General features: G+C 51.8%; 23 protein-coding genes. 10 read left to right on the top strand and 13 right to left on the bottom strand.

Annotated features, from left to right (window positions below; all coding sequences use genetic code 11):
• Positions 1-19: 19 nt before the first annotated feature.
• The 3 genes from ACXYMU_RS12900 (at position 20) to ACXYMU_RS12890 (ending at position 2,552) form a co-directional block, all read left to right on the top strand.
• Positions 20-583 (top strand): NUDIX hydrolase, encoded by a 564-nt coding sequence (locus ACXYMU_RS12900; RefSeq protein ID WP_458986815.1) that lies wholly within the window; start codon positions 20-22, stop codon positions 581-583.
• Between the two features lie 641 nt (positions 584-1,224).
• Entirely contained in the window at positions 1,225-1,806 is a 582-nt protein-coding gene (locus ACXYMU_RS12895) for a nitroreductase family protein (RefSeq protein WP_458986814.1), read from the top strand.
• A gap of 32 nt (positions 1,807-1,838) precedes the next feature.
• Entirely contained in the window at positions 1,839-2,552 is a 714-nt protein-coding gene (locus tag ACXYMU_RS12890; RefSeq protein ID WP_458986813.1) for a pirin family protein, read from the top strand.
• A gap of 61 nt (positions 2,553-2,613) precedes the next feature.
• Here the strand turns inward: ACXYMU_RS12890 and ACXYMU_RS12885 are convergent, their stop codons facing one another.
• Positions 2,614-3,246, bottom strand: coding sequence for a TIGR02117 family protein (locus ACXYMU_RS12885; RefSeq protein WP_458986812.1), 633 nt, complete (start codon positions 3,244-3,246; stop codon positions 2,614-2,616).
• A gap of 203 nt (positions 3,247-3,449) precedes the next feature.
• Here ACXYMU_RS12885 and ACXYMU_RS12880 point away from each other — a divergent pair, with 203 nt between their 5' ends.
• The 4 genes from ACXYMU_RS12880 (at position 3,450) to ACXYMU_RS12865 (ending at position 8,610) form a co-directional block, all read left to right on the top strand.
• Positions 3,450-6,002, top strand: coding sequence for a M14 family metallopeptidase (locus ACXYMU_RS12880; RefSeq protein WP_458986811.1), 2,553 nt, complete (start codon positions 3,450-3,452; stop codon positions 6,000-6,002).
• A gap of 282 nt (positions 6,003-6,284) precedes the next feature.
• Positions 6,285-6,815 carry a DinB family protein gene (locus ACXYMU_RS12875; protein WP_458986810.1) on the top strand — a complete coding sequence of 177 codons (531 nt, stop codon included), beginning with the start codon at positions 6,285-6,287 and terminating at the stop codon, positions 6,813-6,815.
• Positions 6,816-6,928: 113 nt separating this feature from the next.
• Positions 6,929-8,365: an SLC13 family permease gene (locus ACXYMU_RS12870; protein WP_458986809.1), complete on the top strand. Its 1,437-nt coding sequence runs from the start codon at positions 6,929-6,931 to the stop codon at positions 8,363-8,365.
• 62 nt (positions 8,366-8,427) lie between these two features.
• Positions 8,428-8,610, top strand: a complete 183-nt coding sequence (locus ACXYMU_RS12865; RefSeq protein ID WP_458986808.1) for a hypothetical protein — start codon at positions 8,428-8,430, stop codon at positions 8,608-8,610.
• A 380-nt stretch (positions 8,611-8,990) separates the two neighbouring features.
• Here the strand turns inward: ACXYMU_RS12865 and priA are convergent, their stop codons facing one another.
• Complete coding sequence (priA, locus tag ACXYMU_RS12860) at positions 8,991-11,522, bottom strand: replication restart helicase PriA (protein WP_458986807.1); 2,532 nt, start codon at positions 11,520-11,522, stop codon at positions 8,991-8,993.
• Positions 11,523-11,699: 177 nt separating this feature from the next.
• Between priA and ACXYMU_RS12855 the strand changes: the two genes are divergently transcribed.
• Positions 11,700-12,578, top strand: a complete 879-nt coding sequence (locus ACXYMU_RS12855; RefSeq protein ID WP_458986806.1) for an endonuclease/exonuclease/phosphatase family protein — start codon at positions 11,700-11,702, stop codon at positions 12,576-12,578.
• A 283-nt stretch (positions 12,579-12,861) separates the two neighbouring features.
• Here the strand turns inward: ACXYMU_RS12855 and ACXYMU_RS12850 are convergent, their stop codons facing one another.
• The 6 genes from ACXYMU_RS12850 to ACXYMU_RS12825 all read right to left on the bottom strand — a co-directional run bounded on the left by ACXYMU_RS12850 (position 12,862) and on the right by ACXYMU_RS12825 (position 18,835).
• Positions 12,862-13,488, bottom strand: coding sequence for a class I SAM-dependent methyltransferase (locus tag ACXYMU_RS12850; RefSeq protein ID WP_458986805.1), 627 nt, complete (start codon positions 13,486-13,488; stop codon positions 12,862-12,864).
• 13 nt (positions 13,489-13,501) lie between these two features.
• Entirely contained in the window at positions 13,502-14,509 is a 1,008-nt protein-coding gene (locus ACXYMU_RS12845) for a hypothetical protein (RefSeq protein WP_458986804.1), read from the bottom strand.
• A gap of 149 nt (positions 14,510-14,658) precedes the next feature.
• Positions 14,659-15,795: a hypothetical protein gene (locus tag ACXYMU_RS12840; protein WP_458986803.1), complete on the bottom strand. Its 1,137-nt coding sequence runs from the start codon at positions 15,793-15,795 to the stop codon at positions 14,659-14,661.
• Between the two features lie 237 nt (positions 15,796-16,032).
• Positions 16,033-16,569 carry a dihydrofolate reductase family protein gene (locus ACXYMU_RS12835; protein ID WP_458986802.1) on the bottom strand — a complete coding sequence of 179 codons (537 nt, stop codon included), beginning with the start codon at positions 16,567-16,569 and terminating at the stop codon, positions 16,033-16,035.
• Positions 16,570-16,784: 215 nt separating this feature from the next.
• Positions 16,785-17,486, bottom strand: coding sequence for a hypothetical protein (locus ACXYMU_RS12830; RefSeq protein ID WP_458986801.1), 702 nt, complete (start codon positions 17,484-17,486; stop codon positions 16,785-16,787).
• 50 nt (positions 17,487-17,536) lie between these two features.
• Positions 17,537-18,835: a M20/M25/M40 family metallo-hydrolase gene (locus ACXYMU_RS12825; RefSeq protein WP_458986800.1), complete on the bottom strand. Its 1,299-nt coding sequence runs from the start codon at positions 18,833-18,835 to the stop codon at positions 17,537-17,539.
• Positions 18,836-18,902: 67 nt separating this feature from the next.
• Here ACXYMU_RS12825 and ACXYMU_RS12820 point away from each other — a divergent pair, with 67 nt between their 5' ends.
• Positions 18,903-19,940: an AI-2E family transporter gene (locus ACXYMU_RS12820; protein WP_458986799.1), complete on the top strand. Its 1,038-nt coding sequence runs from the start codon at positions 18,903-18,905 to the stop codon at positions 19,938-19,940.
• Between the two features lie 142 nt (positions 19,941-20,082).
• Here ACXYMU_RS12820 and ACXYMU_RS12815 read toward each other — a convergent pair whose 3' ends face one another.
• Positions 20,083-20,646, bottom strand: coding sequence for a GNAT family N-acetyltransferase (locus tag ACXYMU_RS12815; protein ID WP_458986798.1), 564 nt, complete (start codon positions 20,644-20,646; stop codon positions 20,083-20,085).
• Positions 20,647-20,855: 209 nt separating this feature from the next.
• On the bottom strand, positions 20,856-22,589 hold the full coding sequence (locus tag ACXYMU_RS12810; RefSeq protein ID WP_458986797.1) for a GMC oxidoreductase: 1,734 nt from the start codon (positions 22,587-22,589) through the stop codon (positions 20,856-20,858).
• Between the two features lie 154 nt (positions 22,590-22,743).
• Between ACXYMU_RS12810 and ACXYMU_RS12805 the strand changes: the two genes are divergently transcribed.
• Entirely contained in the window at positions 22,744-23,295 is a 552-nt protein-coding gene (locus ACXYMU_RS12805) for an RBBP9/YdeN family alpha/beta hydrolase (protein ID WP_458986796.1), read from the top strand.
• Between the two features lie 86 nt (positions 23,296-23,381).
• Here ACXYMU_RS12805 and ACXYMU_RS12800 read toward each other — a convergent pair whose 3' ends face one another.
• From ACXYMU_RS12800 to ACXYMU_RS12790, 3 genes are all read right to left on the bottom strand, one after another.
• Positions 23,382-24,065: a pseudouridine synthase gene (locus tag ACXYMU_RS12800; RefSeq protein ID WP_458986795.1), complete on the bottom strand. Its 684-nt coding sequence runs from the start codon at positions 24,063-24,065 to the stop codon at positions 23,382-23,384.
• A gap of 37 nt (positions 24,066-24,102) precedes the next feature.
• The gene (locus ACXYMU_RS12795) at positions 24,103-24,687 is read right to left on the bottom strand and encodes a GNAT family N-acetyltransferase (protein ID WP_458986794.1); all 585 of its coding nucleotides are present in this window, start codon (positions 24,685-24,687) and stop codon (positions 24,103-24,105) included.
• A 126-nt stretch (positions 24,688-24,813) separates the two neighbouring features.
• The gene (locus tag ACXYMU_RS12790; protein WP_458986793.1) at positions 24,814-26,898 is read right to left on the bottom strand and encodes a vWA domain-containing protein; all 2,085 of its coding nucleotides are present in this window, start codon (positions 26,896-26,898) and stop codon (positions 24,814-24,816) included.
• Between the last annotated feature and the right edge of the window lie 90 nt (positions 26,899-26,988).

Raw genomic sequence — 26,988 nt, 5'->3', positions numbered from 1 at the left:
CTCAAGCTCAATCTAAATAATGAAAAACAATACGCATACCCCCGCCCCCTGGAAAGTACTGAAATCGGAAATGGTGGTAAATGAGAAGTGGTATAAGCTACGCCGTGACCATGTGGCTTTGCCCAATGGCCTCGAGATGGACGATTACTACGTGAGCGTCCGCCCGGACGTAGTGCTTACCTTCCCGGTTACAGAGGATAACCATGTGCTTTTTGTGCGGCAGTACAAGCATGCTGCCAACGATATTTTTGTGGAATTGCCGGGTGGCGTAGTGGATGAGCACGAGATAGAACCCACTGAAGCGGCTAAGCGCGAGATGCTGGAAGAAACCGGCTATACTTCGGATGAGGTGGAAATGCTGCTCGAGGTAACCGACAACCCCACCAAAGACACCAACAAGATTTACTTCTTTCTGGCCCGTAATGTGCGCAGAGTAGCGGAGCAGGATTTGGATGATTCTGAAGCGATAGAAGTGCTGAAAGTGCCGCTGCACGAGGTGGCCGGGATGGTGATGAGCGGCCAGCTGCATGTGTCGGGCACGGTAGCCCTCTGCCTGTTGGCGCTCCGTAAGCTTGGGGTATAAGCAAAAGCCTCAGAACATTAGGCATAAAACTATTTTTAGATCTTGACTATTCAAATTATGGTTTGATGCCATCGCCAATTTACTTACGCTGAATGCATTGTTATACCCAAATTTCCCTCCCAGCAGCAAGTAATATGATGTCGTAAGCACAGTAGAAACCCATGCTCCTATGTTTATAACAGTAAGATAATCAAGTCGATACGTGCAGTAACCAGGATCCTTAAAGGATGACAAAAACCGCCTGCCTTACAAGCCTTGGCCCTCAGAAAGTCAGTACGCTCAATGCCTTCCTGTGTAAGGCACAACCCGAGTTGATAAAAGGTGAATTTTGATAAGAGGTGAATTGTAAGGCGATTCACCGGTTAGAGTCAGCTGGTTGTCATTTCATGTTCACTTGGAGGCTCGCGTTACACCAGCCAGTGCGGGTATGGCAGCGCATAGTTTAAGACACCATCGGATTGCAACAAGCTTTTTCCAGAACGGCTCCCGCGATGGATTTAGAAGAGTTGGGAACATGTGAAACAAATCTCTTGTTATGTTTGTACATTAAATGTATATACATTTAATTTGTGTTCGTATGATACCTTGAGATATGAACTCATCTAGTAGGAAAGTATCCCTGAAACCTAAAAACTAAACACATGGCAATACCCACTGAGCATAAAACTGATATACACCAGCTGATCGAGCAGCGCCAAAGCCCTCGGGCCTTTTCGGATCAGCCTGTTTCGGAGGAGCAATTGGAAACGCTGTTTGAGGCGGCCCGCTGGGCGCCTTCGTCCATGAACGAGCAGCCCTGGCGCTTTATTTATGCTACGAAAGACAACGAAGAGGAATTTGAGCGTTTGTTCAGCTGCCTGGTGGAAGGGAACAGTTGGGCAGGCAAAGCGCCTGTCCTTTTTGTGACGATCGCTAAAACGGCCTACGACCGCAACGGCAAACCTAACACACATGCCTGGCATGATGTGGGCTTAGCCACCGGTAATTTTTTGCTGCAAGCCACTGACTTGGGGTTGCACGCACATCTGATGGGCGGCTTTATGGCAGACAAAGCGCGGGAGGCCTTGGGTATACCAGAGGGGTATGAGCCCGTGGCCATGGGTGCCCTTGGGTACATCGGCGACCCGGATACATTACCGGAGCAGCTCAAAGAACGTGAACTGGCACCCCGCAAGCGCAAGCCACTCGAAGACCTGGTTTTCAGAGGAAAATGGCAGGGATAAAATTTAAATTAGGAGACTTAAACAAGTAAGTAATGAGCAAGAAAGTAATTCATAAAGCAGCAACACGCGGCCATGCCAACCACGGCTGGCTCAACTCATACCATTCCTTTAGTTTTGCCAGCTACAATAACCCAGAGCGAATGGGCTTTGGGTTGCTGCGCGTCTTAAACGACGACGAGGTGGCGGCAGGTATGGGTTTCGGGGCACACCCACACGATAACATGGAAATCATTTCGATTCCGTTGGAAGGCGAGTTGGCACACAAAGACAGCACAGGCAACAGCAAAGTGATCCGCACGAACGAAGTGCAGATCATGTCGGCAGGTACGGGCCTGACGCACTCGGAATTCAACAACTCCAAAACAGTCCCGGTGAAGTTCCTGCAGATTTGGGTGTTCCCGAAGGAAACTAATATAAAGCCGCGCTATGAGCAAAAAGCCTTCAACCCGGAAGACCGCGTGAATCAGTTACAAACGGTGGTGTCTCCGGACAAAAACTCCGATGCGATCTGGATCAACCAGGATGCCTGGTTTACCTTGGGAAGCCTGCAAGCGGGTTTCTCGGAAGCGTACAAGCTGCACCAGCCGGGAAACGGGGTTTACGCTTTTGTGCTGCAAGGCGAAGTGGAAATTGACGGGGAGAAACTGGGTAAACGCGACGGTATGGGTATCTCAGAAACAGACGCTTTCCAGATTAAGGCCTCAGGCGATGCTGAGGTGGTGCTGATAGAAGTGCCGATGCAGTAATCGCAGGATTATGATTGACCAGAGACAGCGCCCCGGCCATACATTGGCCGGGGCGCTGTTTTTAGCGCAGCTGGCGCATCACGGCAAAAGGCAATGGCGCCCATAGGGCAGCCTTTGTGTCTGCGGCCTTTAACCCCCGGTTCACCCAGTTGTTGCAGTTGTTGAGGATATGAAATTTGCCGTGGGCCTCGTAAAATGTGTCATTGGGGGAATAGCCCGAGCCAGTGATGTGCCTGTACTGGCCATTGGCCTGTTGAAACCGGGAATCGATATAAGTTACCAGTTTTCGATACTGTTCGGGGCTTAAGAGGAGCGGCTGTTGCTGCCTGGTGTGGCGGGGCGGGCCTTTCAGATACACCACATGCAAGGCAGAGGGGGTAGGCCAGAGTGCCGAACGAAGCGCAACACCCAGGGTGAGGTCGCTCCAGGACGGGGTTTCCATGTAGAAGCGGCGATCGCCCCAGCCAAAGGCCACATGGGTATAACTGCTGTCTACTTGCCGGAAATGCTGCATCGGCAACGTGTGGCGCCAATTTATGGTGCGGGTTTTAACTGGCAACACGAAATCGGTATGGATGCCGTTGGAGGTCACAAATACTTCAACCGGCTCATCGTCTGCCTGCACCTGTGCAAAGCTATTGTTGACTGAGAAACTACTGAGCACGAATGCCATGAAAAGGAACAGCGCAGCCATGCCTATTATTAGCCCAAACAGCCACGTCAATATGACGCCAATCCGGTGATACATGCCTTGCATCTTATACCATACGTAACAAAGCAAGGGTAACTCCGGAAGCCTCCTTGCTGGGGTAACATTGCTCTTTGCCTTATTCAGCAATTTTGCGGAAATTGTGGATTCATTCAGTACCAACCTTACAGATTAAAACTCACAAGAACATGATAAACACGCTGAAGCGACATTTCGCTTTGCTTGTGCTGCTGCTATGTGTACACGTAGCCGTCGCGCAGGGGCAACTCCAGTCTCCTTCGCAGTTTTTAGGCTACCCGTTAGGCCAGCAGTTCACCACTCAAAACCGCATTCTGGATTACGTAAATTACCTGGCGGCACAAGCTCCGAACCGCCTGAAGGTGAAGCCATACGGGAAGACCTACGAGGGGCGTCCGTTGGTACTGGCCTATGTCGCCTCTGAAGAGAACCTGCCCCGCCTGGAGCAGATTCAGGAGAACAACCTGCGTCAGGCAGGCTTGAAGAGCGGACAGGTGCAAGGCAGCCAGCCAGCCGTGGTATGGCTCAGCTATAACATCCATGGCAACGAGTCGGTGAGTTCAGAAGCCGCCATGCAGGTGTTGTATGATCTGGTGGACCCTGCGAATGCACAGTCAAAACAGTGGCTGCAGAACACGGTGGTAATCCTGGACCCGATGGTGAACCCGGATGGCCGCGAGCGCTATGTGCAGTGGTATCAGCAAGCCTCGAACCGCGGCGGAAACGCGTCGCCTTATGCCTGGGAGCACTATGAGCCGTGGCCGGGCGGGCGCCCAAACCACTATTACTTCGACCTGAACCGCGACTGGGCCTGGCAAACGCAGGTGGAGTCGAAGCAGCGCATGGAGGTGTATAATAAGTGGCTGCCGCAGGTACACGCCGACTTCCACGAGATGGGGGCAGAGTCGCCGTACTATTTCTCGCCAGCCGCCAAACCCTTCCACGAGAGCATTACGCCGTGGCAGCGCCAGTTCCAGAACACCATCGGGGAGTATAACCGGCAGGCCTTCGATAAGAACAACTGGCTGTATTTTACCCGCGAGAGCTTCGACCTGTTTTACCCCAGCTACGGTGATACATACCCGACTTACCAGGGCGCTATCGGTATGACCTATGAGCAGGGCGGCTCTGGCCGGGCCGGGTTAGCGTATAAAAAACAGGATGGTGATACGCTGACGTTGACAGACCGCATCACGCACCACGTGGCGGCCAGCAAAGCCACCGTGCAGGCAACCTCTGAGAAAGCAGATCAGCTAAAGCAGGAGTTCAAGAAATACTACGACAACAACCAGCGCAACCCAAGCGGCGACTATAAAGCTTTCGTGCTGAAAGTAAATGAGCAAAGTGCCGGCAACCTGAAAGCGCTGACGGCCTACCTCGATCAGCAGGGCATCCGGTATGGCTACGCTGGCAAGAGCGGCTCTGTGAAAGGGTATAACTACAGCAACGGCAAAACCGAAAACGTGCGCCTGGCGCCGCAGGATGTAGTCATCAGCATGTACCAGCCGAAATCCACACTCTTAAAAGTATTATTTGAGCCAAATGCCCGCTTGGAAGACTCCCTGACTTATGACATTACTTCCTGGGCGATGCCTTACGCGTATGGCGTGCAGGCGTATGCGCTCGAAAATAAACTGGAGCCAACGCAAAATGCCGGAACGCCTGAAGCAATCAAACTAGACGCAGAGAAGCCATACGCCTACCTGGCCCGCTGGACTAACCTGCAAGACCTCAAGTTCCTGACTGCGCTGATGCAGGAGGGTATAAAAGTGCGCCAGGCGGAGAAGGGGTTCGAGACAGGCGGCGTGCAGTTTACGCCCGGAACCCTCATCATTACCCGCACCGGCAACACAGCCAAAGGCGACAAACTGGACGAAACGGTACGGCGCCTAGCCAATGCATATGGCGTAGCGCTGCGTGCCACTACCACCGGTTTTGTGAGCAGCGGCGCAGATTTTGGCTCCGGAAGCGTGCGTTACCTGAAAATGCCGAAAGTAGCGTTGATGTCCGGGGAGGGTATCTCCCCATACGGTTTCGGTGAGGTATGGCACTACTTCGAGCAGCAGATCAATTACCCGGTTACGGTGCTCAACACGTCGTACTTCAGCAATGTGCCGCTGCATGAATTTGATGTGCTGATCTTGCCCGCCGGCTCCTATGGCCGTGTGCTGGACGAGGAAACATTGGGTAAGGTGAAAGACTGGGTAAGCGCAGGCGGTAAACTAATCGCGATGGAAGGCGCAGCCAACTACCTGGCAGGCAAGAGCGGCTTTAACCTGAAGAAGAAGGCTACAGAAGCTGAGAAGGAAAAGGACAGCACTAAAAAAGAAGACCCTTATAAGCACCTGCGCACCTATGGCAACCGTGAGCGGGAGTCGTTGCAGGATGAGGTGCAGGGCAGCATTTTCCGGGTAGACCTGGACAACACGCACCCGCTGGCCTTTGGGTACGGACCGTCTTATTTTGCGCTCATTCGCTCGGATGACACTTTCAGCTTCCTGGAAAACGGTTGGAACGTGGGCGTGCTGAAGCAGAACAATTATACCACCGGCTTTGTGGGGGCAGACATCAAGGCAAAACTGAAGGATGCATTGATTCTGGGAACGCAGAACATGGGCCGTGGGCAGGTGATATACCTGGCCGATAACCCGCTCTTTCGCGGTTTCTGGCAAAGCGGTAAGCTGCTCTTCGGCAATGCCGTTTTCCTGGTAGGTCAGCAGTAGCTAAGTCTTTTGCATAAAGGAAAGCCCCTTAACGCAGGTTGAGGGGTTTTATTTGTTTGCGTATCCTATACCGGTATGATTTACCCTCCGAGGAGGGGAGTTTTTACAGTATTGAAATTCCCCTCCTCGGAGGGGCAGGGGTGGGTTTACACAAACGAACCTTACAATTCCAACGCCAAAACCCAACAAACATTCCCGAAATCTCTGAATGCGCTTGCTCAAAGCAAAATATAGGTGCAATGCCGAAAGATGGTTACCTTAGCAGGATAGAATTCGACTACTATGAGTGTAAAAATAGGCTTCCCGGCTCCTGAGGAGCACAATGGCTATGTAGGTAATTACATAAAGCAGGCGCAAACCGACGACCTGGTGGAGGGGCTGACAGCCAGCTACGTGTTCATCATGGGGATGCTGCAGGGCCTGAACGAGGAGCAATTGCTGCACCGTTACGCAGAAGGCAAGTGGAGCATCAAAGAAGTGATGGTGCACATAATGGACTCGGAGCGGATTTTTGCTTACCGTGCCCTCCGCTTTGCCCGCCAGGATAAAACCGAACTGCCCGGCTTCGACGAGAACCAGTATGTGCCTTCCTCCAGGGCAGACGCTCGCGAAATCAACCACATCATCGCAGAGTACATCGCAGTGCGCAACGCCACCATCGAGCTTTTCAAAAGCTTTACGCCAGATGACCTGAATCAAACCGGCACAGCTAGTGGGCTAACCCTAAGCGTGCGGGCACTGGGGTACATCATCCTGGGCCACGAGGTGCATCACCTTAAAATCATTCGGGAGCGTTACCTGGTGCAGGGCTAAGCGTAGTAGAAATGGCGCGTTGCTTATAGATAGTTTTGGTGCTATATTTAGCATAACCTTTAACGCCTGAAAGCTAAGCAGGCCTCTACCAAAACGAATCATACCCTTTCCGGATGCACCTTACCCGTCGAAACACTGGCCTTTTGGTGGCCCCTTTGCTGGCGCTGCTAGTTTGGGTGCTTACGGTAGCATTGCCTTTCGAGGCCCGGACTGTCGCCTCTATCATGGCTTTCTGTCTGGTGTTCTGGATGACGGAGGTGATTCCGCTCTCGATGACTGCTTTTTTGGGAGTGCTGTTAGCTGTGATGTTGGGGATAGCCGACACCAGCACGGCCTTTCAAAACCTGGGGCACCCCATCATCCTGCTCTTTATAGGCAGTTTTTTGCTGGCCCGCTCCATGACGCGACACGGCCTCGACAAGCGCATTGCCTTGTTCATCCTGTCGCGGGCCTACTTTCAAAAGAGTTTATTTCGGTTGTTTCTGGGCTTCTCGTCCATCTCCTTTCTGCTCTCCATGTGGGTGAGCAATTCCGTGACGGTGGCCATGCTGCTGCCGCTCATGCTCGGCATTATTCAGTTGGTTGCCGCACCCGGGCAAACCAAGAATCCTTCAGCCATTTTCCTTCTAGGCATCGCTTACAGCGCCTCCATTGGCGGGATCAGTACCATTATCGGCTCACCGCCGAACCTGATTGGGGTAAACTACCTCGAACAGCAGGGCATCACCATCGACTTTCTGCAGTGGATGGTGCTGGCGCTTCCGATTGCGGTGAGTATGTATGGGCTGATGGTGCTGTACATGCGCCACTTCCTGAAGCAATGCCGCTACGATCAGCGCACGGTCCAACAGTATGTGGCTGCGCAGCAGGCCCTGCACAAACCGCTCAGCAAAGGCGAGGTGGTAACGATGGCTGTTTTTGGACTGGCTGTGGTGCTGTGGCTCCTGCCGGGTGTGTTTAACCTGGTAGGTATGGCGCAGGCCTATAGCTTTATGAGCGCTTATTTTGCCGAAAGCACGGTGGCTATACTGGCGGCCTTGTTACTATTCTTGATTCCGCCGGGGCAGGAGAATGAGGGGCGGGGCACGCTAACGGCAGAGGACCTGGTGAAGATCGACTGGGATACCATCCTGCTTTTCGGAGGGGGTATGGCCTTGGGCCAACTCGTGTTTACTTCTGGTCTTGCTGATGTGATCGGCAAAGGCATTACCGGACTCATTGATCCTGAAGAGCAACTATTACTGGTGTTTATGCTGGTGGCCATTGTGCTGCTACTCACCGAGATTAGCTCCAACACCGCTATAGCCATCACCTTTGTGCCCATCATCATCGGGGTGCTGCTGGAACTGGATTTGCCGCTACTGCATCCGGTGCTGGGCGTGGTGGTGGCCTGTAGCCTGGCTTTTATGCTGCCTGTTGCCACACCGCCCAATGCTATTGTGTATGGCAGCAAGCAAGTACCGATCGGGACCATGGTGCGGGCCGGTTTAGTACTGAATATCATCGGGGCCGTGGTGACAACCTTTTGGGTGATGCTTTACATGATGTGAGCGCATGTGCGTTGAAAGATTCACCAGCTTCCACGTAATCCTATTGCTACTACTAATTCTATATGAAAAATCGAAAATTATTCCGAATTGTTGTCATGGTTGCCTGCTTCCTTTTTGCGGGGCTAAACCTACTGAAGGTGGTAAAAGGGGAGCACACGACAGTGGATCTGTTCCTGATGGTGATGTTTTTTATCTTCGGGGTACTTTATGCATTTATGCTCTTCCGGAAAGACAGGCAGGTATGAGGGGTAAGGCCGTTAAGTTGTCCTCCTTTAAGGATTCTGGTTGCTGAGAACATAGGCTTATGCTCCCTTCTACTAAGTTTCTTAACAGGATGGCAGAAATTTTCTAATGGTTTTCACTAGAATCCAATAGCCCTCGGTTATCAGGCAGGGGTATAAAAGAAAAACCTAAGTATCTATACTGTTCCTTCTGAACAATCAGGTACTTAGGTTTTCAACTTTTAGCCAAAGGTATAGGTATATACGCCGCTCTATTAGCTTTGGTTTATATTTGAGTAATATATATGTGATTTTTTTAGAAAGAGAATGCCTGTTTTGATATAGTTGATTCATTATCAGCTAGTTGGTAATGCCCCTTTTGTAGTTATTCAATAAATAACAGCTTACATGGGGTCCACATCCGCTACAACACGAAGTCCTTTAAAGTCGGGGAGAAGCTTGAGGTTGAAGATGGCCTGCGCAATCTGGTGCTTTGCGGCTTTCAGATTGGTGTTCTCGCGCGGCAGCTTGATATGGATCTCCTGCAGAAACAAGTTCCGGATCTTGAAGATATACGGCACCTCCGGCCCCAGCACCTGCTGCTTGCCCATCCGGTCGCTCAGGTCCTTGGCCAATACAATAGCGGCATTTTCCGTCAGCCTTTCATCGGCGTGCTTCACCACAATTTTGATCATGCGCACAAACGGCGGGTAGTTAAAACGTAAGCGCTCCTCTATTTCATGGTCGTACAGGCTCAGATAATCATTGCTGCGCACCTTGTTAAAGATGGGCTGTAGCGGGTCACGGGTCTGGATGATCACCGAACCGGGCTTGCTTTTCCGGCCTGCACGTCCACTCACCTGCACAAACAACTGGTATGCCCGCTCGTGCGCCCGGTAATCGGGGAAGTTGATGATGGTGTCGGCGTTCAGGATACCCACCAGGCTCACATTCTCAAAGTCGAGGCCCTTGGTGACCATCTGCGTGCCCACCAGCACGTTGGTTCTGCCCGTCTCAAAATCAGCGATGATCTGCTGGTAGCTGTTCTTCTTCTTGGTCGTGTCGAGGTCCATGCGCTGCACTTCGGCGCTTGGCAGCATCAGCTTCAGTTCGTCCTCTACCTTTTCGGTGCCAAAGCCCATGCTTTTGAGCGTGGTGGCACCGCAAGCAGGACAGTCGTGGGGCATGCGCTCGTGGTAGCCGCAGTAATGGCAGCGCAGTTCGCTGTTGTACTTGTGGTACGAGAGGCTCACGGCGCAAAACTTGCACTTCGGTATCCAGGAGCATTCGTCGCAGGAAATGAACGGGGCATAGCCGCGGCGGTTCTGGAACAAAATCACCTGCTCCTGGCGCTGCAGCCGCTCCTCGATGGCCGTGAGCAGCTGGCTGGAAAAATGGCTGTGCATGGCCTTGCGCTGCTGCTCTTTGCGCGTGTCCACTAACTGTATGTCTGGAAGCTGTGCCTGCCCGAAGCGCTTGCTCATGGTTACCAGTCCCCAGCGGCCGTTTTTGGCGTTGTAATAACTCTCGATGGAAGGCGTGGCCGAGCCAAGCAACGTTTTCGCGCCCTGTAAACTGGCCATGACCAGCGATGTTTCGCGGGCGTTGTAGCGTGGGGCCGGGTCGTATTGCTTGTAGCTGGGCTCGTGTTCTTCATCTACAATCACCAGCGATAAGTCATGGAAAGGCAGGAAGACAGACGAGCGCACGCCAATCACCACCTGGAAACGGCCCGACAGAATGCCCTGCCATACCTCTGCGCGCTCATTATCTGAGAACTTAGAATGGTATACCCCCAGCTTTTCGCCAAACACCTTCATAAGGCGTGTCACGATCTGGGCCGTTAATGCAATCTCCGGGAGCAGGTATAGTACTTGCCCGCCGCCTTCCAAAGCATGTTTGATCAGGTCGATGTATACCTCTGTTTTGCCACTACCCGTTACGCCGTGCAGCAGGACCGTTTCTTTTTCTTTAAACAAGCCCAGAATCTCGTCTTTCGCCTGCAACTGGTGCTCCGAGAGCGCCATTGGCAGTTGCTGCGGCTCGTTGTCCATCGGGAAGCGCGACACCACCTGATCGAACTGCTCGAGCACACCTTTTTTGATGAGCGTGTTGATGGACGAAGCCGACAGATGCGGATTGCCGGTGAGCACGTTCTTCTCCAGCCCTTTGTAGTTGAGGTGGATGTCCTGGTGCACGGGTACTTTCTGGAGGTAGTTCAGCAGGATGTCGAGTTGCTTAGGCTGTGGGGCCAGTTGGTTGAAAAGCTCTTCCAGCATACCCTCTTCCTGCACAAAATGCTCAGACAGGCGTACTTTCTTCACCACTTTGGGCGAGAACTTATCGCTTACCTGCTCATAAATGATGATAGCCTCTTTCTGGATAAGCGACTTGATGAACTTGTGGTAGCTCTTGCCCTGCAGCAAAATCCCGACTTCTGTAAAGGTGAGGGCCTGGTTTTGCTGCAGCGCAAAGATGATCTTCTCCTCCTGCGGCGCAAATGCTATCTCATCTTCCTCAGGGTTATAGTGCGGGTGCAGCTGTATCCGCGATTCGCTGCTCAGCTTCAGGGCCGAGGGCAGCGCGGCATTAATCACCTCCCCCAGGGTGCACATGTAATAATCGGCCATCCACTTAAAAAGCTTCAGCTGCGGGCTGGTCACGATGGGGGTATCGTCCAGCACATCCAGCACGTACTTGGCCTGGTAATCGGCGGGGGCGTTTTCGTGGATGTCGGCTACAATGCAGCTCAGTACCCGCTTGCCACCAAACTGCACAATTACCCGTGCGCCCACCAGCACCTCATCGTTCATCTCGAAGGGGATGCGGTAAGTGTATAGCTTTGGCAACGGCAGCGGCAGAATCACATCGGCAAACAACGTGACGCGGTCCGTGGCGGGCTCGGGAGGGTAATTGAAGTTTAATAGCTCAGACAAGGGTGTTTCTACTTTAGCTGATTGCAAAGGTCGTAAAAAATAGGCGATGTTCGTAATCTGATGCGGCGCATCTTGCGGCCATCTGTTTCCTGCCTTGGATTGTATTTGACAGAACAGCAGAGAAACACTATCTTACTTACGCACGCGCATTTATATTCAACCACAAGATAGACCACTATGTTAAAATGGACACTTTTTAGCCTGATCTTATGTACTGCCATGCTCGGCGCAAGTGCGGTGCATGCCCAAACCGGTACGCTGCGGGTAGCTACCTATAACATCCGCTACGACAATAAAAGTGATACCGTGAATGCCTGGGCCAAGCGCCTGCCGGTGCTGGCAGACCAGATCAGGTTTAACGAGTTCGATATTTTCGGGACGCAGGAGGTGCTGCTGCACCAGTTGCAGGGCATAAACCAGGCGCTTCCGGGGTATAAATCCATTGGCGTAGGCAGGGATGATGGCAAAGAGAAAGGGGAGTTCTCTGCGGTTTTCTTCCGAACAGATAAGTTTGATCTGCTGAGGCAGGGTACTTTCTGGCTCTCCGAAACCCCCGATAAGCCGGGCAAGGGCTGGGATGCCGATTTTCCGCGCGTCTGCACATGGGGGCAGTTGAAGGTAAAGGAGACAGGCTACAGCTTTTATTTTTTCAACGTGCACTTCGACCATCGCGGCGAGCAGGCCCGGAAAGAGAGCGTGCAGCTGATGCTCCGGAAAATCAAGGAGCTTGCTGGTGCTGCGCCTGCCATCTTCGTGGGTGATTTTAACTTCAGCCAGAAAGACGAGAAGTATACTACCCTCAGCACCTCCGGCCTGTTACAGGACGCATACCAACTGGCCGACGTGCGTTTTGCGCCCCGAGGCACTTTCAACGGCTTCGAGGCCAACCGGAAATCCGATGAGCGCATCGACCACATTTGGCTCACTTCCGACTTCAAGGTAACCCGCTACGGCATCCTGACCTCCACCTACGGCAACGGCAACTTCCCCTCAGACCATTTCCCTGTGTTGGTAGAGGTGCAGTATGGTACGAACCAAAGCAAGCGGGCGAAATAAGTTATTGTCATTTCGAACGCAGTGAGAAATCTGGGTAAATCTTATGAGTTGTGCCGGTATTCTTTGTAACTATTGGTCTATTTAATTCACAGACGCTATTCTGTTAAATAGATATAGGTTTGAATGCTTGCGCCGTAGAAAGGGTACACTGTTGTTATTTCGAAGAATATTGAGGTGAAAGCCGCGCATACGAATCTGAAATAGTTCGGCATTGAGGAATGGCTCAGATTTCTCGCCTTGCTCGAAATGACAGCAGCGGGCAGTTTGACCCGGAAAAGCATTTCTATACCTTCTGCAGGAGCAGCGTCAGGATTCTGGGAATCTGGGTTCTGTCGTGGTTGTCGAAGTACTCATTTACGGTGACTACTTCCAGTCCGTAGCGCTTGGCAGCCTGCACAAAGTCAGACAGGTTGTGGGTATAGCAAGCCACAATCTGCTGTCCGGCTCCTGTCTCGAACCGGGCTTTCGTGCCCGTGTACTGCTTAAAAGGATGCAGCTCGCCGATGTATGCGTGGCCGCCCGAACGCAAGGCCTTGGCTGTTTCCTCAAAAACAGGATCAAGGTGTTGGATGTGCTCCATCACCAGGCTAAAGCTCACCAGGTCATACGCATTTTTTCCGAAAGTCCAGGGGTGAGTAATGTCGGCTTGTATAAACCGGATGTTGTGCAGCGGAAGCCGCTCTTTGGCCTTCGCCAGCATTTCTTCGGTCAGGTCTACGGCAGTTAGCTGCTTTGCTCGCTCTACCAGCCATACCGTGTTTTTACCGGTGCCGCAGCCAATCTCCAGGCAATTTCCAAACTTCACCTCCGCCAGTTCGGTGCGCAGTGCCTCCGCCTCCAGGTCCCTGGTTTTGTTCAGGTTGGTGTCGTACTGGGCTGCCCAGATTCTGTAGGCTTTTTGAGGGTCCATGGGGGGAATGAATTCAATTAGAACTAGTAGCAAGAGTAGGGGTTTTTGACTTTATTTTTTCCAGTCTTTTTCTCCATTTATTTAATCTTGTCATATGTGGATTATAAAGTTCAAATGCACCATGGTAATAGTAAATTTTCTTGTTCTGAGATATGTATTCTTGGGCCTTATCAATCATTCCATATTTCTGAGCAAGGTAATTTACATATTCTAATTGCTTATCTTTAAGTCTACTGAAGTAGATGATTGCTCTTTCTAATACACTAATTTCTTCTTGTCTCCAATTGAGCTTCGAATATATTATTATCAACCTTTCATAAGGTTCGACATCTTCACATTCCTCAATAATCATTTTCTCATATGTTTCTATTGCAATTTTAAAATCTCCTTCATTTTCGGCTACTTTTGCTTTACTCTTGATTATCTCAAACGCTTGTCTAAATTCACTAAGCTTTTTTGATAATTCATATGGTATTTTACTAGAATACCCTAAAGTACTGGAACCTTCAGACATGTTGTAATAGAAATTGAACTCTGGCATTATTTTCTTTAATGTATCAATCTGTTTGCCGAGAGTTGGATTACTTGCGGTCTGAGGATGAATATCAATTGGGTTTACTGGAGTAGTTTTTACTTTATCGTCGCTTTTGATTTTAGATAATCTTACAACCCATGCATTAGCTTTATTATAGTTTGCGTGTTTAGATACTTTTTCTTCAAGAAATGCCTTTAGCTTTTCTTGTTGTTTTGTCTTCCCATATAGTACAATAACTCTATCAATATCAAAAGCATAGTTGTAAATTGTCAATTGGTTGCTGTTTTCATACTTATCAATTGAATTGAGGTAAATCGCTAATGCCTCAAATAATTTGCCCTCTTTCTCAAGTTGTAATGCTTCTCTCCGTGCTGAAGTCGTACAATTAAACTCTTTTTCCCATTGCCTATTTTGCTCTTGTAGAATCTCTATCTCTCTTCTCAGTTGTTTATATTCTTGACGATCTTCAATCTCTTTATTATCCATATTTTGAATTAAATAAGGTTTACTTTTTATAAGTAAATATTTAAATAATTTTATATGACTTTTTTATTTGGCTAGGCGCTTTGATATTTGGTACAACTACCTTAATAGTGCAGCATACGCTTGTTGGCACTATGTGAATGATGTATCGCTTACTCAAACCTCCGGTTTACTAACAACTCGCTTTTATTCGGGCCGATGCGGTAGGCGTGGTAGTAGCCGGTGCTGCTGGGCAGGTGGTGCAGGCCGATCTCGTCGCGGGTGCTGCTGGTAGTGGCAAAGGCTTCTGTTTTCTCATAGAGGGTATAGTCCAACCCGTCCATTGCCTTGAGCAGTACAATGCCCGGTACGTCTTTTCTGGGCTGCCATTTCCCACGGATCACCTTGTTCTGCGCTACTACCCAGGTATAGGTGCCATCTGCTTTAATTTCTAGCGGAGGAAGTTTCATGCCACCACTGAAGCGGCGGTAATTGTCGCCGTTTTTAGAAAAGGTGGAGGTAGCGCCTTGTATATGCACTTCCCATTTCCCTATAAAAAAGCTGTTATCGATGGGCTTTGCCGGGTTTAGCACTTGGTGCGGCGCATAGCTGTATTTCCAGGAAGCATCGTACTCATCGCGAATGGTATAAAGCCTCTTCTTAGGGTCGATCGAAACAACAGTGCCCCAGTCGGCCTTGGTCAGAAAACCCAAATCGTTGTACAGTACCCGGTCGCCTACCTGAAACTTTTGGCCCGCCCAGGCAGCAGGAGCAGTTGCCGGAGCCGGATTCGGCGTTGGTGCAGGAGTTGGCTGCATCACTACCTTACTGACAGGTTGGGCAGGGGTATTTTTGGCAACGGGCTGGGCTGTTGCTACCTGTCGGGTATTATTCACATGAAACCAATCGGATGTCTCATACCCATCTCTTTCATATCGCACCTCGTACCGGTTCCTGTATTCGTCTTTGCCCAGCACAAGGCCTTTGTACACCTTACCGTCGTAGCGCCTTACTTCGGCCATGCCGCCCACGGCTAACTTTGCTTCAGAGTCCGGTTGGAAACGCTCCCGTACAAACTCCGCGTTGTAGCGTGAGTCGGTGGTATGGTTGCTGCAATACTTTTCCCCATCCAGGTGCACCCTGTAGGTCCCATACCCATAATCCGTGTCCTCATACTCACTCACAATAACTCCGTGGCTGGCATCTCCGGCAACGAATAATTCTACTTTGTCGCCAACCTTAAATTTTTTCTGTGCCTGTAATGTTCCTGCAACGAACATGGCCATGATTAGTGACGCAATTTTTTTCATGCTTTTTCAGTCTTAAGGTGTTTTGTTTTATCCTTTGGAGCCAGCTTTGCTAACTGACACATGTCATATGATTAAGCAATGTTAAGATATGATTATTATATGAAAATGTAAAGTGTAAATGTGAAAGGATAGAGATCGGTATAAAAAAAGCACTGCCTCAAGTTAGAGCAGTGCTTCGCAGATAATATAAACCTTGAAAAGGTATCGAACAGGGAGGAGCTTTAAGTGTTCAATTGCTTATGTTCGCACATAGTGTAGTTGCACCAGTCCAGTATCGAAGTGTTTGCTGGGCAGGGCTTTCAAGTTTATGCGGTTGGTGTCTCCCAGGAACAGGCGTTTGCCATCCCCCAAAATGATTGGGATAACAGACACGATGTACTCATCGATCAGGTTCTTTTCCATCAGCAGCTTCACAATCTGCCCGCCTCCGTCGCAGTAGATATGCTTGCCTTCTTCGCGCTTGAGTTTAGTGATGAGGGCTTCCATAGTGCCATTATAAAACGTTACCCCATTTTCATCGGGGCGCGCCTGATGGGTGATGACGTAGCATTTAAACTTGTCAGCCTGCGGGAAGTCGCCTCCAGTAAGCTTCAGGATAACGTCGTAGGTGGCTCTGCCCACAATGTAAGTATCCACGCTTTCATTTAATTTCGCATACCCATAATCTTCTCCTTCCTTCTCAACAATGGATAGCCATGACAAGTCATCGTCCTTGGTCGCGATGAACCCGTCGAGGCTCATGCTGATGTATAAAATCACTTTTCTATCGCTCATAGCAGGTTAGTTTAAGGTTGGACTATATAAACTTGTATTATAAGAAAATTGACCGAAAGGTCTTTGAAAAGTATCCTGAAAAGTTTGGATAGGCGGCGAAGCCAAATGGCGATTGGCCTATATGGATAGGTATACAGGCCTAACTACTAGCAGGTTATTGCTATTCGTCCAGAAAAGGCTATTATTCGCTCAGCATCTCTCATTTGAAAAAATATTTACAGACGGAGGAGTTTGATTTCTTTTAACTGATACACGAGCGTATCGCCGTGTTGCAACGCCTTAAGCACAGAAGGGTTAAACGTATCCCACATGTGTATAGTAGCTTGCCAGCAAGCGGCAGCATTGCCGGTGTTGCTAACCCCGAAAGTCAGGAGTGGCAGAACCAACTGGCCGTCTTTGAGCTGCACTGTAAACTGCGGCCTGAATTTGTAGCCGCTGTTGTAACCTGTGTGAGGAGGGGGCACTAAAAATTTCCCAGCAGGCGTGTGCGCGCCTACCTCCAGGCTGAGTCTGTCGCATCTGTTACTTGAGGCTGGCACAAAAATGCTTACAGAGTCTTCCTGCGCAATCAGTACTTCAGTAGCTGTGCTGCTAATAACACTTGCTTTGTAAGGGGCAGAGGGGGCACGTGTAACGGACACTTGCTTATCCTTGTTTATATCTAGCAGCAAGAAATTCGTCGGTACCTGAAACGAGGTGTTCACCAGGTCAAAACCATTTTGTGTGTTTCGGCGCTGCAAGTATTTCTCAATGGTAGCAGCATCAGTAACCTGACCGTGCATGGTATACATCCTTACCGGTTGGATGCTGCCCAACGTATCTGATTTGAACTTGCCGGTAAGCCGGGGAGATAGTTTCTCTTTGCTACAACCGGTGAGGAGCAGCGCTACATAAAGTGTAAGGGACAAGCGTTTCATAAAGTAGGGTGGCGTGACGGGTATAAAGCAAGTGGTGCGACCCAAGGGTTTTAGTTCACCTTGGTCTTATCCACGCGCGTAGGCGTGTCCTCTCCGCTGACCACACCCGCTGAACCTTTTGCGATGGCTTTAACCATGTTGGTGAGGTGCTCCATGTCGAGCTGCGAGAAGTCATCTTCGACAGTATGGTAGGTCTTGTCCTGGTCTATCTGCACCGAGGAGATGGTATGCGCCGGCACACCCAGGCGGGCCAGTGTGGCATTGTCGGAGCGGTAAAACAGGTTTTGCTCAGGGTAAGGGTCGGGGTGGATGCTGTAAGGGGTGCCTTGCAGGCGCTGCTGCATCAGGGTGCCCAGGTTAGAGCGCTCGAAACCGGTGAGGTAGGCGCTGTTCGGCCCGAATTTGGAGGGCTTGCCCACCATCTCGATGTTAAACATGGCCACGATCTGGTCGGGGTTGAGCTGCTCCGAGAAGTACTTTGAGCCATACCCGCCAATCTCCTCTGCCGCAAAAGCCACAAACAGCAAGCTGCGTTCGGGCTGCGGTTGCTGCTTGTAATAATCGGCCAACAGCATCATGGCGGTGGTTCCGGCAGCGTCGTCGTCGGCCCCGTTGGCAATGCTGTCGCCAGCCACCGGCTTCTGGATGCCGATGTGGTCGTAGTGGCCCGAGAACACCACAAACTCATCCTTTCGCTTTCCCGGAATCATACCGCCTACATTGGTCAGCGATAGTTGCTCGATTTTATTCTCTATTTCCAGTTTATACTTCTGGGCCTGGGGTATGTCGGTGAGCACAAACACTTTGCTGCTGCCCCCGCCCAACTGCTTCTTCACGCTGCCACTGCCCATGTAGTGCTGGTAGCGGCTGAAGAGGGCTTCGTGTTTCGGGTGTACGAGCACCAGCACATCCTCCGTTTCCTTGTTCAGTTCCCCGAGCACCTTCCTGAAATCATCCTGCTCCCCAACTGTGAACACTTTTCGCTGCTGTTTGCTTTTCCACTCCAGTTCCTTTTCGTCGGTGATGGCGAAGACGTGTTCGGGGCTTATCTGCTTGCGGTTCAGCCTCACTTCTTTTTCCCGGGGCAGCACGCGGTACATGCTGAAGGATTGTTTGAAACCGTCTTCGCCTGGCAAAGGCTGCAACACAATCCGCTGAAACTCACTTTGAATGAAGTCGGCAGCCTTTTCGATGCCCGGCGTAAAGGAGGCACGGCCCTGCATGTCGTCGGCGCTGAGCGTGCGAACGATGCGTGTTACCTCTGATTCCGTAATAGAAGATAAGTCTTGTGCGCTGGCCGCCACGTGCATGCCGCAGGCCAGCAATACCAAGCCGATTGTTTTTTTCATGAGCAGAAATGTATGAAGCGAATATCCGAAAAATGAATGAATAGCCACCTAAAATATTGCTTCTCCAATGGAAAAATCCGGACAGGTTAACTGGCTCAAAGTATTGCAATTTGTCGTGTTGCTCTCGGTGCTACTGTATTTTGGGCGTCCGCTTTTTGTTCCGCTCAGCTTTGCGCTGCTCATCAGTTTTGTGCTATACCCCGTTTGCAATTGGCTGGAGCGCCGTAAGTGGCCACGTTGGGCCGCAATCCTGCTATGCCTGTTGCTCTTGCTGGTGGTCGTGGGGTTGCCCGTTTATTTGCTGATCAAGCAGATCGGGCGTTTTACGGCAGAGTGGCCACTGCTACAGCAGAAGCTGGTGCTGGCCTGGCAGAACCTGAGTGAGCAGCTGTCTGATTCGCTTGGGATGGATACTGCCCGCAAACTGGAGTGGACTGAGAAGATTACGGCTGACCTGGCAGCGTTTGCGTTAGGCCTGGTGCAAAGCCTGTTGTTTACCTCAGCGGTCTCCTTGATTCTGTTGGTGCTGATTCCTATTTATGTCTTCCTGATTTTGTATAACCGCGAGCAACTGGCCAGGGCGCTTTACGCGCTCTTTCCGGCAGCCGAGCACAAGAAGGTGCGGCAGGTGCTCCACGAAACCATTACCACCTATTATAACTTCATCAAAGGCATGTTTATCGTGTATGTGGTGGTGGCCATCCTCAACTCGATTGGGTTGCTGCTGTTGGGTATTCCGCATGCGATTTTCTTCGGTGTCATCGCCTCCATCCTGACTTTTATACCCTATGTGGGCATCACCATCGGGGCAATGCTACCCATGGCCGTCGCCTGGACCACGTACGATTCTGTGTGGTACCCGGTAGGGGTGGTGCTGGTGTTTACGGTAGTGCAGTACCTGGAGGCAAACCTCATTTTTCCGTGGGCTGTGAGTTACCGCTTGCAGGTGAACATGCTTTTTACGCTTTTGGCTATTGTGGCAGGGGGAATTCTGTGGGGTGCATCCGGTATGATTCTGTTCGTACCTTTCCTGGCCATCTTCAAGCTCATCGCTGATAAATACGATTCCATGCGCCCTGTCGCGCTGCTGCTGGATAATAAGTAAGTAGGGTTGCAGGAAAAGCCCCTCATATACTCCAGTAGGAGCGAAGCGGTAAAGGCGGTTGTAAATGGCCGTCCGTTTGAAGCGGGCGGACGTAAGGGCCTTGCAAATTAGGGCCAGTCACAAACAGGCATCCTAGAATATGTTACTGCTCCGTTAAGAATTCCCGCCGCAACAAACTGTATACCTCCAAATCATGAAAAGCCCCATTCAGGTACTCGCCATCGCGCTGCACGCCCTCCAGGGTAAAACCCAGCTTTTGGGCGATGTTGGTGCTGCGTTCGTTGCCGCGCCCTACTTTAATCTGTACCCGGTTCAGGCCCATCTTATCGAAGGCTTGCCGAAGCAACACTTTGCAGCAACGGCGCATAATTCCCTGGCCTTGCACGTTTTCGGCCAGCCAATAACCCACCTCCGTTTTTTGGTTGACAAGGTCGATGCCTTTAAACCCGATGATGCCTGCCAACTCTTTCTGGTACACGATCACGTATACCTCCTCCGTTGCGTTCCGGCTATCAGCTACCGAGCGCAAATAAGCCTTCGTGTCCAGCACCGACAAGCTATAGTCCACAAATGGAAGCCACTTGCGCAGGTGCTCGCGGTTCGTGTCGATGAGGTGGTATAGTTGTGGGGCATCGTCCGGGGAGGCTAGCCGGAGGCAGAGGTCTTCGGCAACGGCAATCTGTGAACTCGGAAAGCTTATTCTCATGGGCTTAGGTCTTTCTGAACATTGTTGTAAAGTATGGGCTTTAACCGAACAATGCAACATAAACCGCTGAAAGTGAGGGTATGGTAGCGCCAAAGCGTGTAAGGGTATGCCATTTGCGGCCAGGCAAAAAGGCAACACAAGAAGTGAAACACGGAAGCCGATAGTTCACCAGCCTTCTGTTGGATATGATCAAGTACAGAGCAGGATCCTTATAAATTCTGCTTTTTAAGCTCCGAAACAGCGTGGGTGGCTGCCCGCGCCGTAAGGGCCATGTATAAAATAGAAGGGCTCTGGTTGCCCGTGCTGGTCATGCAGGCGCCGTCGGTCACGAAAACGTTTTTGCAGTGGTGCAATTGATTCCACTCATTCAGGAGGGAGGTTGCCGGGTCCCTGCCCATCCGAACGCCACCCATCTCGTGTATGTCCAGGCCGGGCGCTTGCTTGTTGTCGCGGGTATGGATGTCGGTGCAGCCGGCTTTCTCCAGCATCTCGCGGCTCTGGGTCAGGAAGTCCTGCACCATTTTCTCGTCGTTGGCATCATACCCCACCGACGTTACCAGCAGCGGGATGCCCCACTGGTCTTTCTGGTCGGTGCTCAGGCGCACATGGTTGCTTTCTTTCAGGATGGTTTCGCCCTGCATGTACATGTTCACGCGCCACGTGCCCGGCATGGTGAGTTGCTCCTTGAAAGCCGCGCCGATGGATGCGTCTGCTGTTTCGGGGTTTGTGCGGGGCCTGTAAGCACTCAAAAACGTGGTATAGCCGCCCACAAAGTCTGTGTCCTGCCCGTGCAGGTTCCGGAAGTTAGCCAGTATTGGCTCGGTGGGGTTCCGAACGAAGTAGTACTTGTCTTCATACCCCTCCATGGCGGCATTGGCAGAACCCCGGTAAATATGGAAGCCTATGTGCTTGCCCAAAAGACCATTGTCGTTGCCAAGCCCGTTGGGGAAGCGGTTGCTGGTGGAGTGGAGCAGGATCAGGTTGCTGTTCAGGGCCGAGGCGTTCACGAAAATCACCTTCGCGAAATACTCTGTGGCCTCGTTTGTGTTGGTGTCGATCACGCGCACGCCCGTTGCCTTGCCTTTTTGCTCATCATAAATGATGGAATGCACCACCGAAAAAGGGCAGATGGTGAGGTTGCCGGTTTTGGCCGCCCAGGGCAGGGTAGAGGACACGGAGCTGAAGTAACCACCATAGGGGCAGCCGCGCATGCACAGGTTTCGGGAGAGGCAACGGCCGCGACCCTGCTGCAAATGGATGTCCTGGGGCTGCGACAGGTGTGCCCAGCGGCCCTGCACCAGGTAGCGATCCCCGTAATGCTCCAGGAAACGCTTCTGCAGTACTTTCTCCACGCAATTCAGGTCGAAGGGCGGCAGGAATTCCCCGTCCGGCATGGCCGCTAGGCCGTCGTTGTTGCCGCATACCCCGATAAATTTCTCCACATGGGCGTACCAGGGCGCCACATCTTTATAGCGGATCGGCCAGTCCAGCCCATACCCCAATCGGGCAGGGCCGCTGAACTCGAAATCGCTCCAGCGCTGGCAGGCCCGGCCCCAGGTCAGTGATTTGCCGCCTACCTGGTAGCCCCGTATCCAATCAAAAGGCTTTTCCTGCACGTAGGGGTGGTCTTTGTCCTGGATGAAAAAGTGGGCGGTGTCTTCGCCAAACCCGGCAGCCTTGCTGATCAGTGGGTTCTCCTTTAGAAAATCAGCGGGCATGCGGCCGCGGTGCTCAAACTCCCAGGGCGCTTTGGTGGCAGTGGGGTAATCCTTCAGGTGCTCCACATTGCGGCCGCGCTCCAGCACCAAGGTTTTTAGCCCCTGCTCGCAGAGTTCCTTGGCAGCCCAGCCCCCGCTAATGCCCGAGCCAATTACGATGGCATCGTAGGTATGCTGCGCCTTTCCCTTCCCATTGATAAAATCGCCTGCCTTCTGCTGTTGCATCGTGTGAATAATTAATGATGTCGCTTGTGTATCAGGAAAATACTAAATATCCGACAGGATATGAACAAGAAGTGTATTTTTGAAATGATCAAAGAAACCCAGAGCCTGATTTAAGCTGAGAGATACTCAGCCAAAAACCAATTAGAAGCTTTTTATGAAAGATCGTATATCCGCGAATGTTATTATTGTTCCGGGCCTCGGAAGTTCCGGCCCGCAGCACTGGCAAACCTTGTGGGGGACAAAGCGCCCTGACTTTAGCCGGGTAGAGCAACTGGACTGGGAAACTCCTGCTTGTGCTGATTGGGTAGCAGCCTTAGACAAGGCTGTACTGCAGTATCCGCCTGCATCGGTTGTGTTGGTGGCGCACAGCCTGGCCTGCATTGCGGTGGCGTTTTGGGCCCAGCAACATCACCGACGGATTCGCGCAGCGCTATTGGTAGCCCCCGCCGATACCGAAGCGGCAGATTTCCCGGAAGGCACCACAGGCTTCAGCCCAATCCTGCTTGAGCCACTTCCTTTCAAAAGTATGGTTGTCGCCAGCACCACTGATCCCTATATCACTGAGGCGCGCGCCCGCCAGTTGGCAACAACATGGGGCAGCGAGTTTGTTAGCATCGGCGCGGCTGGCCATATCAACTCAGGTTCCGGGCATGGGGAATGGGAAACAGGGTGGAAGCTGCTTGAAAAACTGGTTCAATCGTCCTGACGGCCCTTTTCAGGCAAAAAGCGGGCGCTGAACTTTGAGTGTAAGTTCAGCACCCGCTTTTTGTCTGAAAAGGGTATAAATCTTCTTTAGTTAACCTGTTTCCGGAAGCCGCTCTGCCCACCCTTTCTTCCTTTGTTAGGGCCGCTGCCCCGGCTTCTGAAACCGCTGTTGCTGCCTTTCGATCCTGTGCCTTTGGCGCTGGCCGCAAGGGCTTTGAGTTGGGTTACTTCCTCAGGTGTCAGTTCGCGGTACTCGCCGGGTTGCAGGTCGCCGAGGCTTAACGGGCCGATGGCCGGGCGAATGAGGCGTAGCGTTGGGAAGCCCACGGCGGCGGTCATGCGGCGCACCTGTCGGTTCATGCCCTGCGAGATCCTGATTTCCATCCAGGCAGTTGGGATGCTCTGCCGGAAACGGATTGGCGTGGAACGCTCCCATACCTGTGGCTCCTCCTCAAACAAGGTCACTTTGGCCGGGGATGTCTTCACTTCCTTTATGCGAACCCCCAGGCGTAACCTCGTTTGAGCCTCATCCGTCGGGATTCCCTCTACCTGCACCCAGTAGGTTTTTTCTACTTTAAACTTAGGGTCAGAGAGACGGTGTTGCAGGGTTTTGTCGTCGGTGAGCAGTACCAGGCCTTCGCTGTCGTAATCGAGGCGGCCCACCGGGTAAATGTCCGGGATGTCCACAAAGTCTTTCAGCGTGGCACGGCCTTCTTCGTCCGTAAACTGCGTCAGCACTTCGTAGGGTTTGTTCAGGATATAGTATTTCAAATCGTAAGGATGTATAAATTTAACGTCTGGATTGATGTCAGGCCCAAGTAGCTTTTTGCGCTTCAAACTCCGGGAGCAGCAGTGAGAACAACAGGGAGTCTTCCAGAGTGCCATTCACCATGTAATGGTTTCGCAGGTGGCCTTCTTTTTTAAACCCATACCGTTGCAGCAGTTGCAGCGACGGTATGTTGTTCGGCGAGGCCATGGCCTCCACGCGGTAAAGCCCCATGGTGTCAAAGCCATAAGTCAGCACCGCGCGCAGCGCTTCCGTCATCAAGCCTTTGTTCCGGAAGGCCTCGTCGGTGATGTGGTAGCCAATTTCCGCCCTCTTGTGGGTAGGCACCCAGGTATGGAAATCGCAGCGCCCAACTACCCGGTTATCTGGCTTGCTGAGCATGTAAAAGTTTGCAAATGTGGTGAAGTAGGTAGAGAGCCCGAGCTCAAACTGCTTACTCGTTTCCTTAAACTCCGCCCCGGTTTTCAGCCCTAAATATTCCCGAATCTCACGCTCGCTGTAACTGGCAAAAAGCCTGCTGTATATGTCCGGAGTCAGTTTGCGGAGCAGCAGGCGCTCTGTTTCTAGCATGGTGGCCGCAGGAAGCTGCGAAAGTACCTGTTCCATAGTTTATTTGTTAAGGTAGCGTGGAAACGTAGCATGCAAAGCCTTTGCAAGCTATAAAAAAGCGGCTACACCAGCAGCTTGCTGCCAACATGTTTTATTTTTCAAGCAGCACACGGCACAAGTGGGTTAATAGCTGCCGTTGTATTTTCGCACAAACCATTCGATGCTCACGAGCCCCAGCAGCAGGAAAAACAGCCAGCGCATGTCAATCAGGTCGCTGAGTTCTTCGGCACTGTAAATCACATCGCGGTGGTTTGCTGCCAGCAGGTCTTGCTCCAGTTGTTGCAGCTGCCCCGGGAAGTAAAGCGACGAACCCGTGTTTTGCGCCAGCTGGAAGAGCAGGTTATGGTCGGCCATGGCGTTCAGGGCCTCTAGTTGCAGTTCCTCCACCACAAACTCACCCTTGTCCTGCTGCTGTTGCCCGTTGATGCGGGTGGCGGCGGTATAGGTATAGCGGCCTCCCGCCAGGCTCCCGATATTCACGCCAGCCTGGTTCTCGCTGTTGGCAAAGCTGAAAGATTTGGTGATGCCCTCCTCGTCCGTTACCTGCAGTGTGATGTTCTGGCCATAAATCGGTTCCAGGGCCTCATTGTATACCTCCGCGTTAAACCGGATCTCATCGGTGCTGGTATATTCCTCGTGGGCAGGGTACACGTTCAGGCGCTTTTTGTTGCGGGGGGCGCTCAGCAACTGGATCAGGTTGGTGATAAGCTTGTTGTATACCTCAGGTTGCTCGTTGTTGGCAGCCTCTGCAAGGCGCCATTGCCAGGTTCCGGAGGCCAGCAACACCGCGTTTCGGCGGTCACCGTTGGTTTGTACCGCCAGCAGGGGTTTGTCGGTGCGCACGCGGCCCACTTGTTGGTACAATACCACCTCCGCATTGGGCGCCAAGCTTACTTCCCCGTAGGGCACGCGTGCCGGCGGGTACTGCGGCAGACGGTCAGAGGCAGCCTCTGGCAGTTTAAAGGTCTTAAAGTTGCCTGCTGCCACAGCGGTCACCTCATCGCTTTGCCCGTTGGTGCTGATGTTGAGCCCCGTGTTCAGGCGGTTGAAGTCGCTTAGATCGCTCTGCGGGCCCAGGATGTAGAGCGCAGGCAGATTTTTCTGGCGCACCAGGTTCAGGACATCCTCGCCCCCGGGCACGCGACCCGGCAATTGGTGCAGCACCGCTACGTCATAATCCTGCTGTTTCAGGGCCGTCAGGCCGGGTATATACAGTTCTGTTTCGTAATTCTCGTTGGTCTCGATGGCGGCACGGATGGCTTTGACATCGGGATGCGGGGCAGCTGCGGCTACCAACACCTTTATCTTGCCCTTCACCACATCGATGTAAGCATGCTTGGTATTGTTGAGAATAGTAAACTCACCCTGCAGCGGCTGCACCCTGATTTCGTAATGGCGCTTGCCCAGCCCATTGGCTAACACCCGAAACGGCACCTGTTGCACGGTTTGGTTTGGGGTAAGCCGTACGGTTTTGCTTTCAATGGTTTTGCCATTCTCCAGTAAACTAACCGTTGCAGCAGCATTGTCAAAACCCTCTTGTAGCAGCTCCACCTCCAGCGGGAAGCGGTTGCCGCTATAATTTACCTTGTTGTAGCGCAACGAAGCTACCAGCACATCCTTTTTCGGAATCGTGTCGCCTACTGCCACAGGGTATAACGCAAAGCCATAGTTGGCATAGGCTGGTGAGATACCCTGGTTGATGATGCCGTCTGTGAGCAGCACGACCCCCGCCAGGTTCTGGTCGGCATGGGCCTCCTGCACCTCGGCCAAAAGCTGGCTCAGGTTGCTGGTTTCGGCGGCATAGGGAATGGCATCAAGAGTAGCTGCGTTTTCCGGGGTGTTTTCTAACGTCTGTATTTGCGTGGTATAGCCGCCCTTTTGCAGTTTTTGGCGCAAAGCCTCCAACCCCTGCATGGTCTGCTGCAACTGCACTGAGTCTGAAAAAAGCGGGACAGACTGTGAATTATCGATGGCAAATACAATGGTGGGTTTTACGGTGGTGTTGGATACGTAACGCACCAGTGGGCCCAACAGCAGAAAGCACAGGAAGCTCACCACGGCAAACCGTAGCCCGGCAAGCAAATAATTCATCGACTTTGGCCAGGGCGTGCGCTTGCTATACAGCAGCCAGGCGTAAAGCAGGCCAGCTGCCAGGCATGCCAGCAGCATCCAGGGCGAATAAGTCGTGATGAGTTTAAAAGAATTCAAGTGTAAAGAATTGCTAGTATGAGTTCCGAATTACGCATGCGTGGTGCCCGGGAACGATAAACGAGATATCCTTTGAATATCTGCCAAGCC

Source organism: Pontibacter sp. CAU 1760 (genome assembly GCF_054482735.1).
Note: the sequence above shows the minus strand (reverse complement) of the source record. Positions and strands in the feature narration are given on the sequence as shown.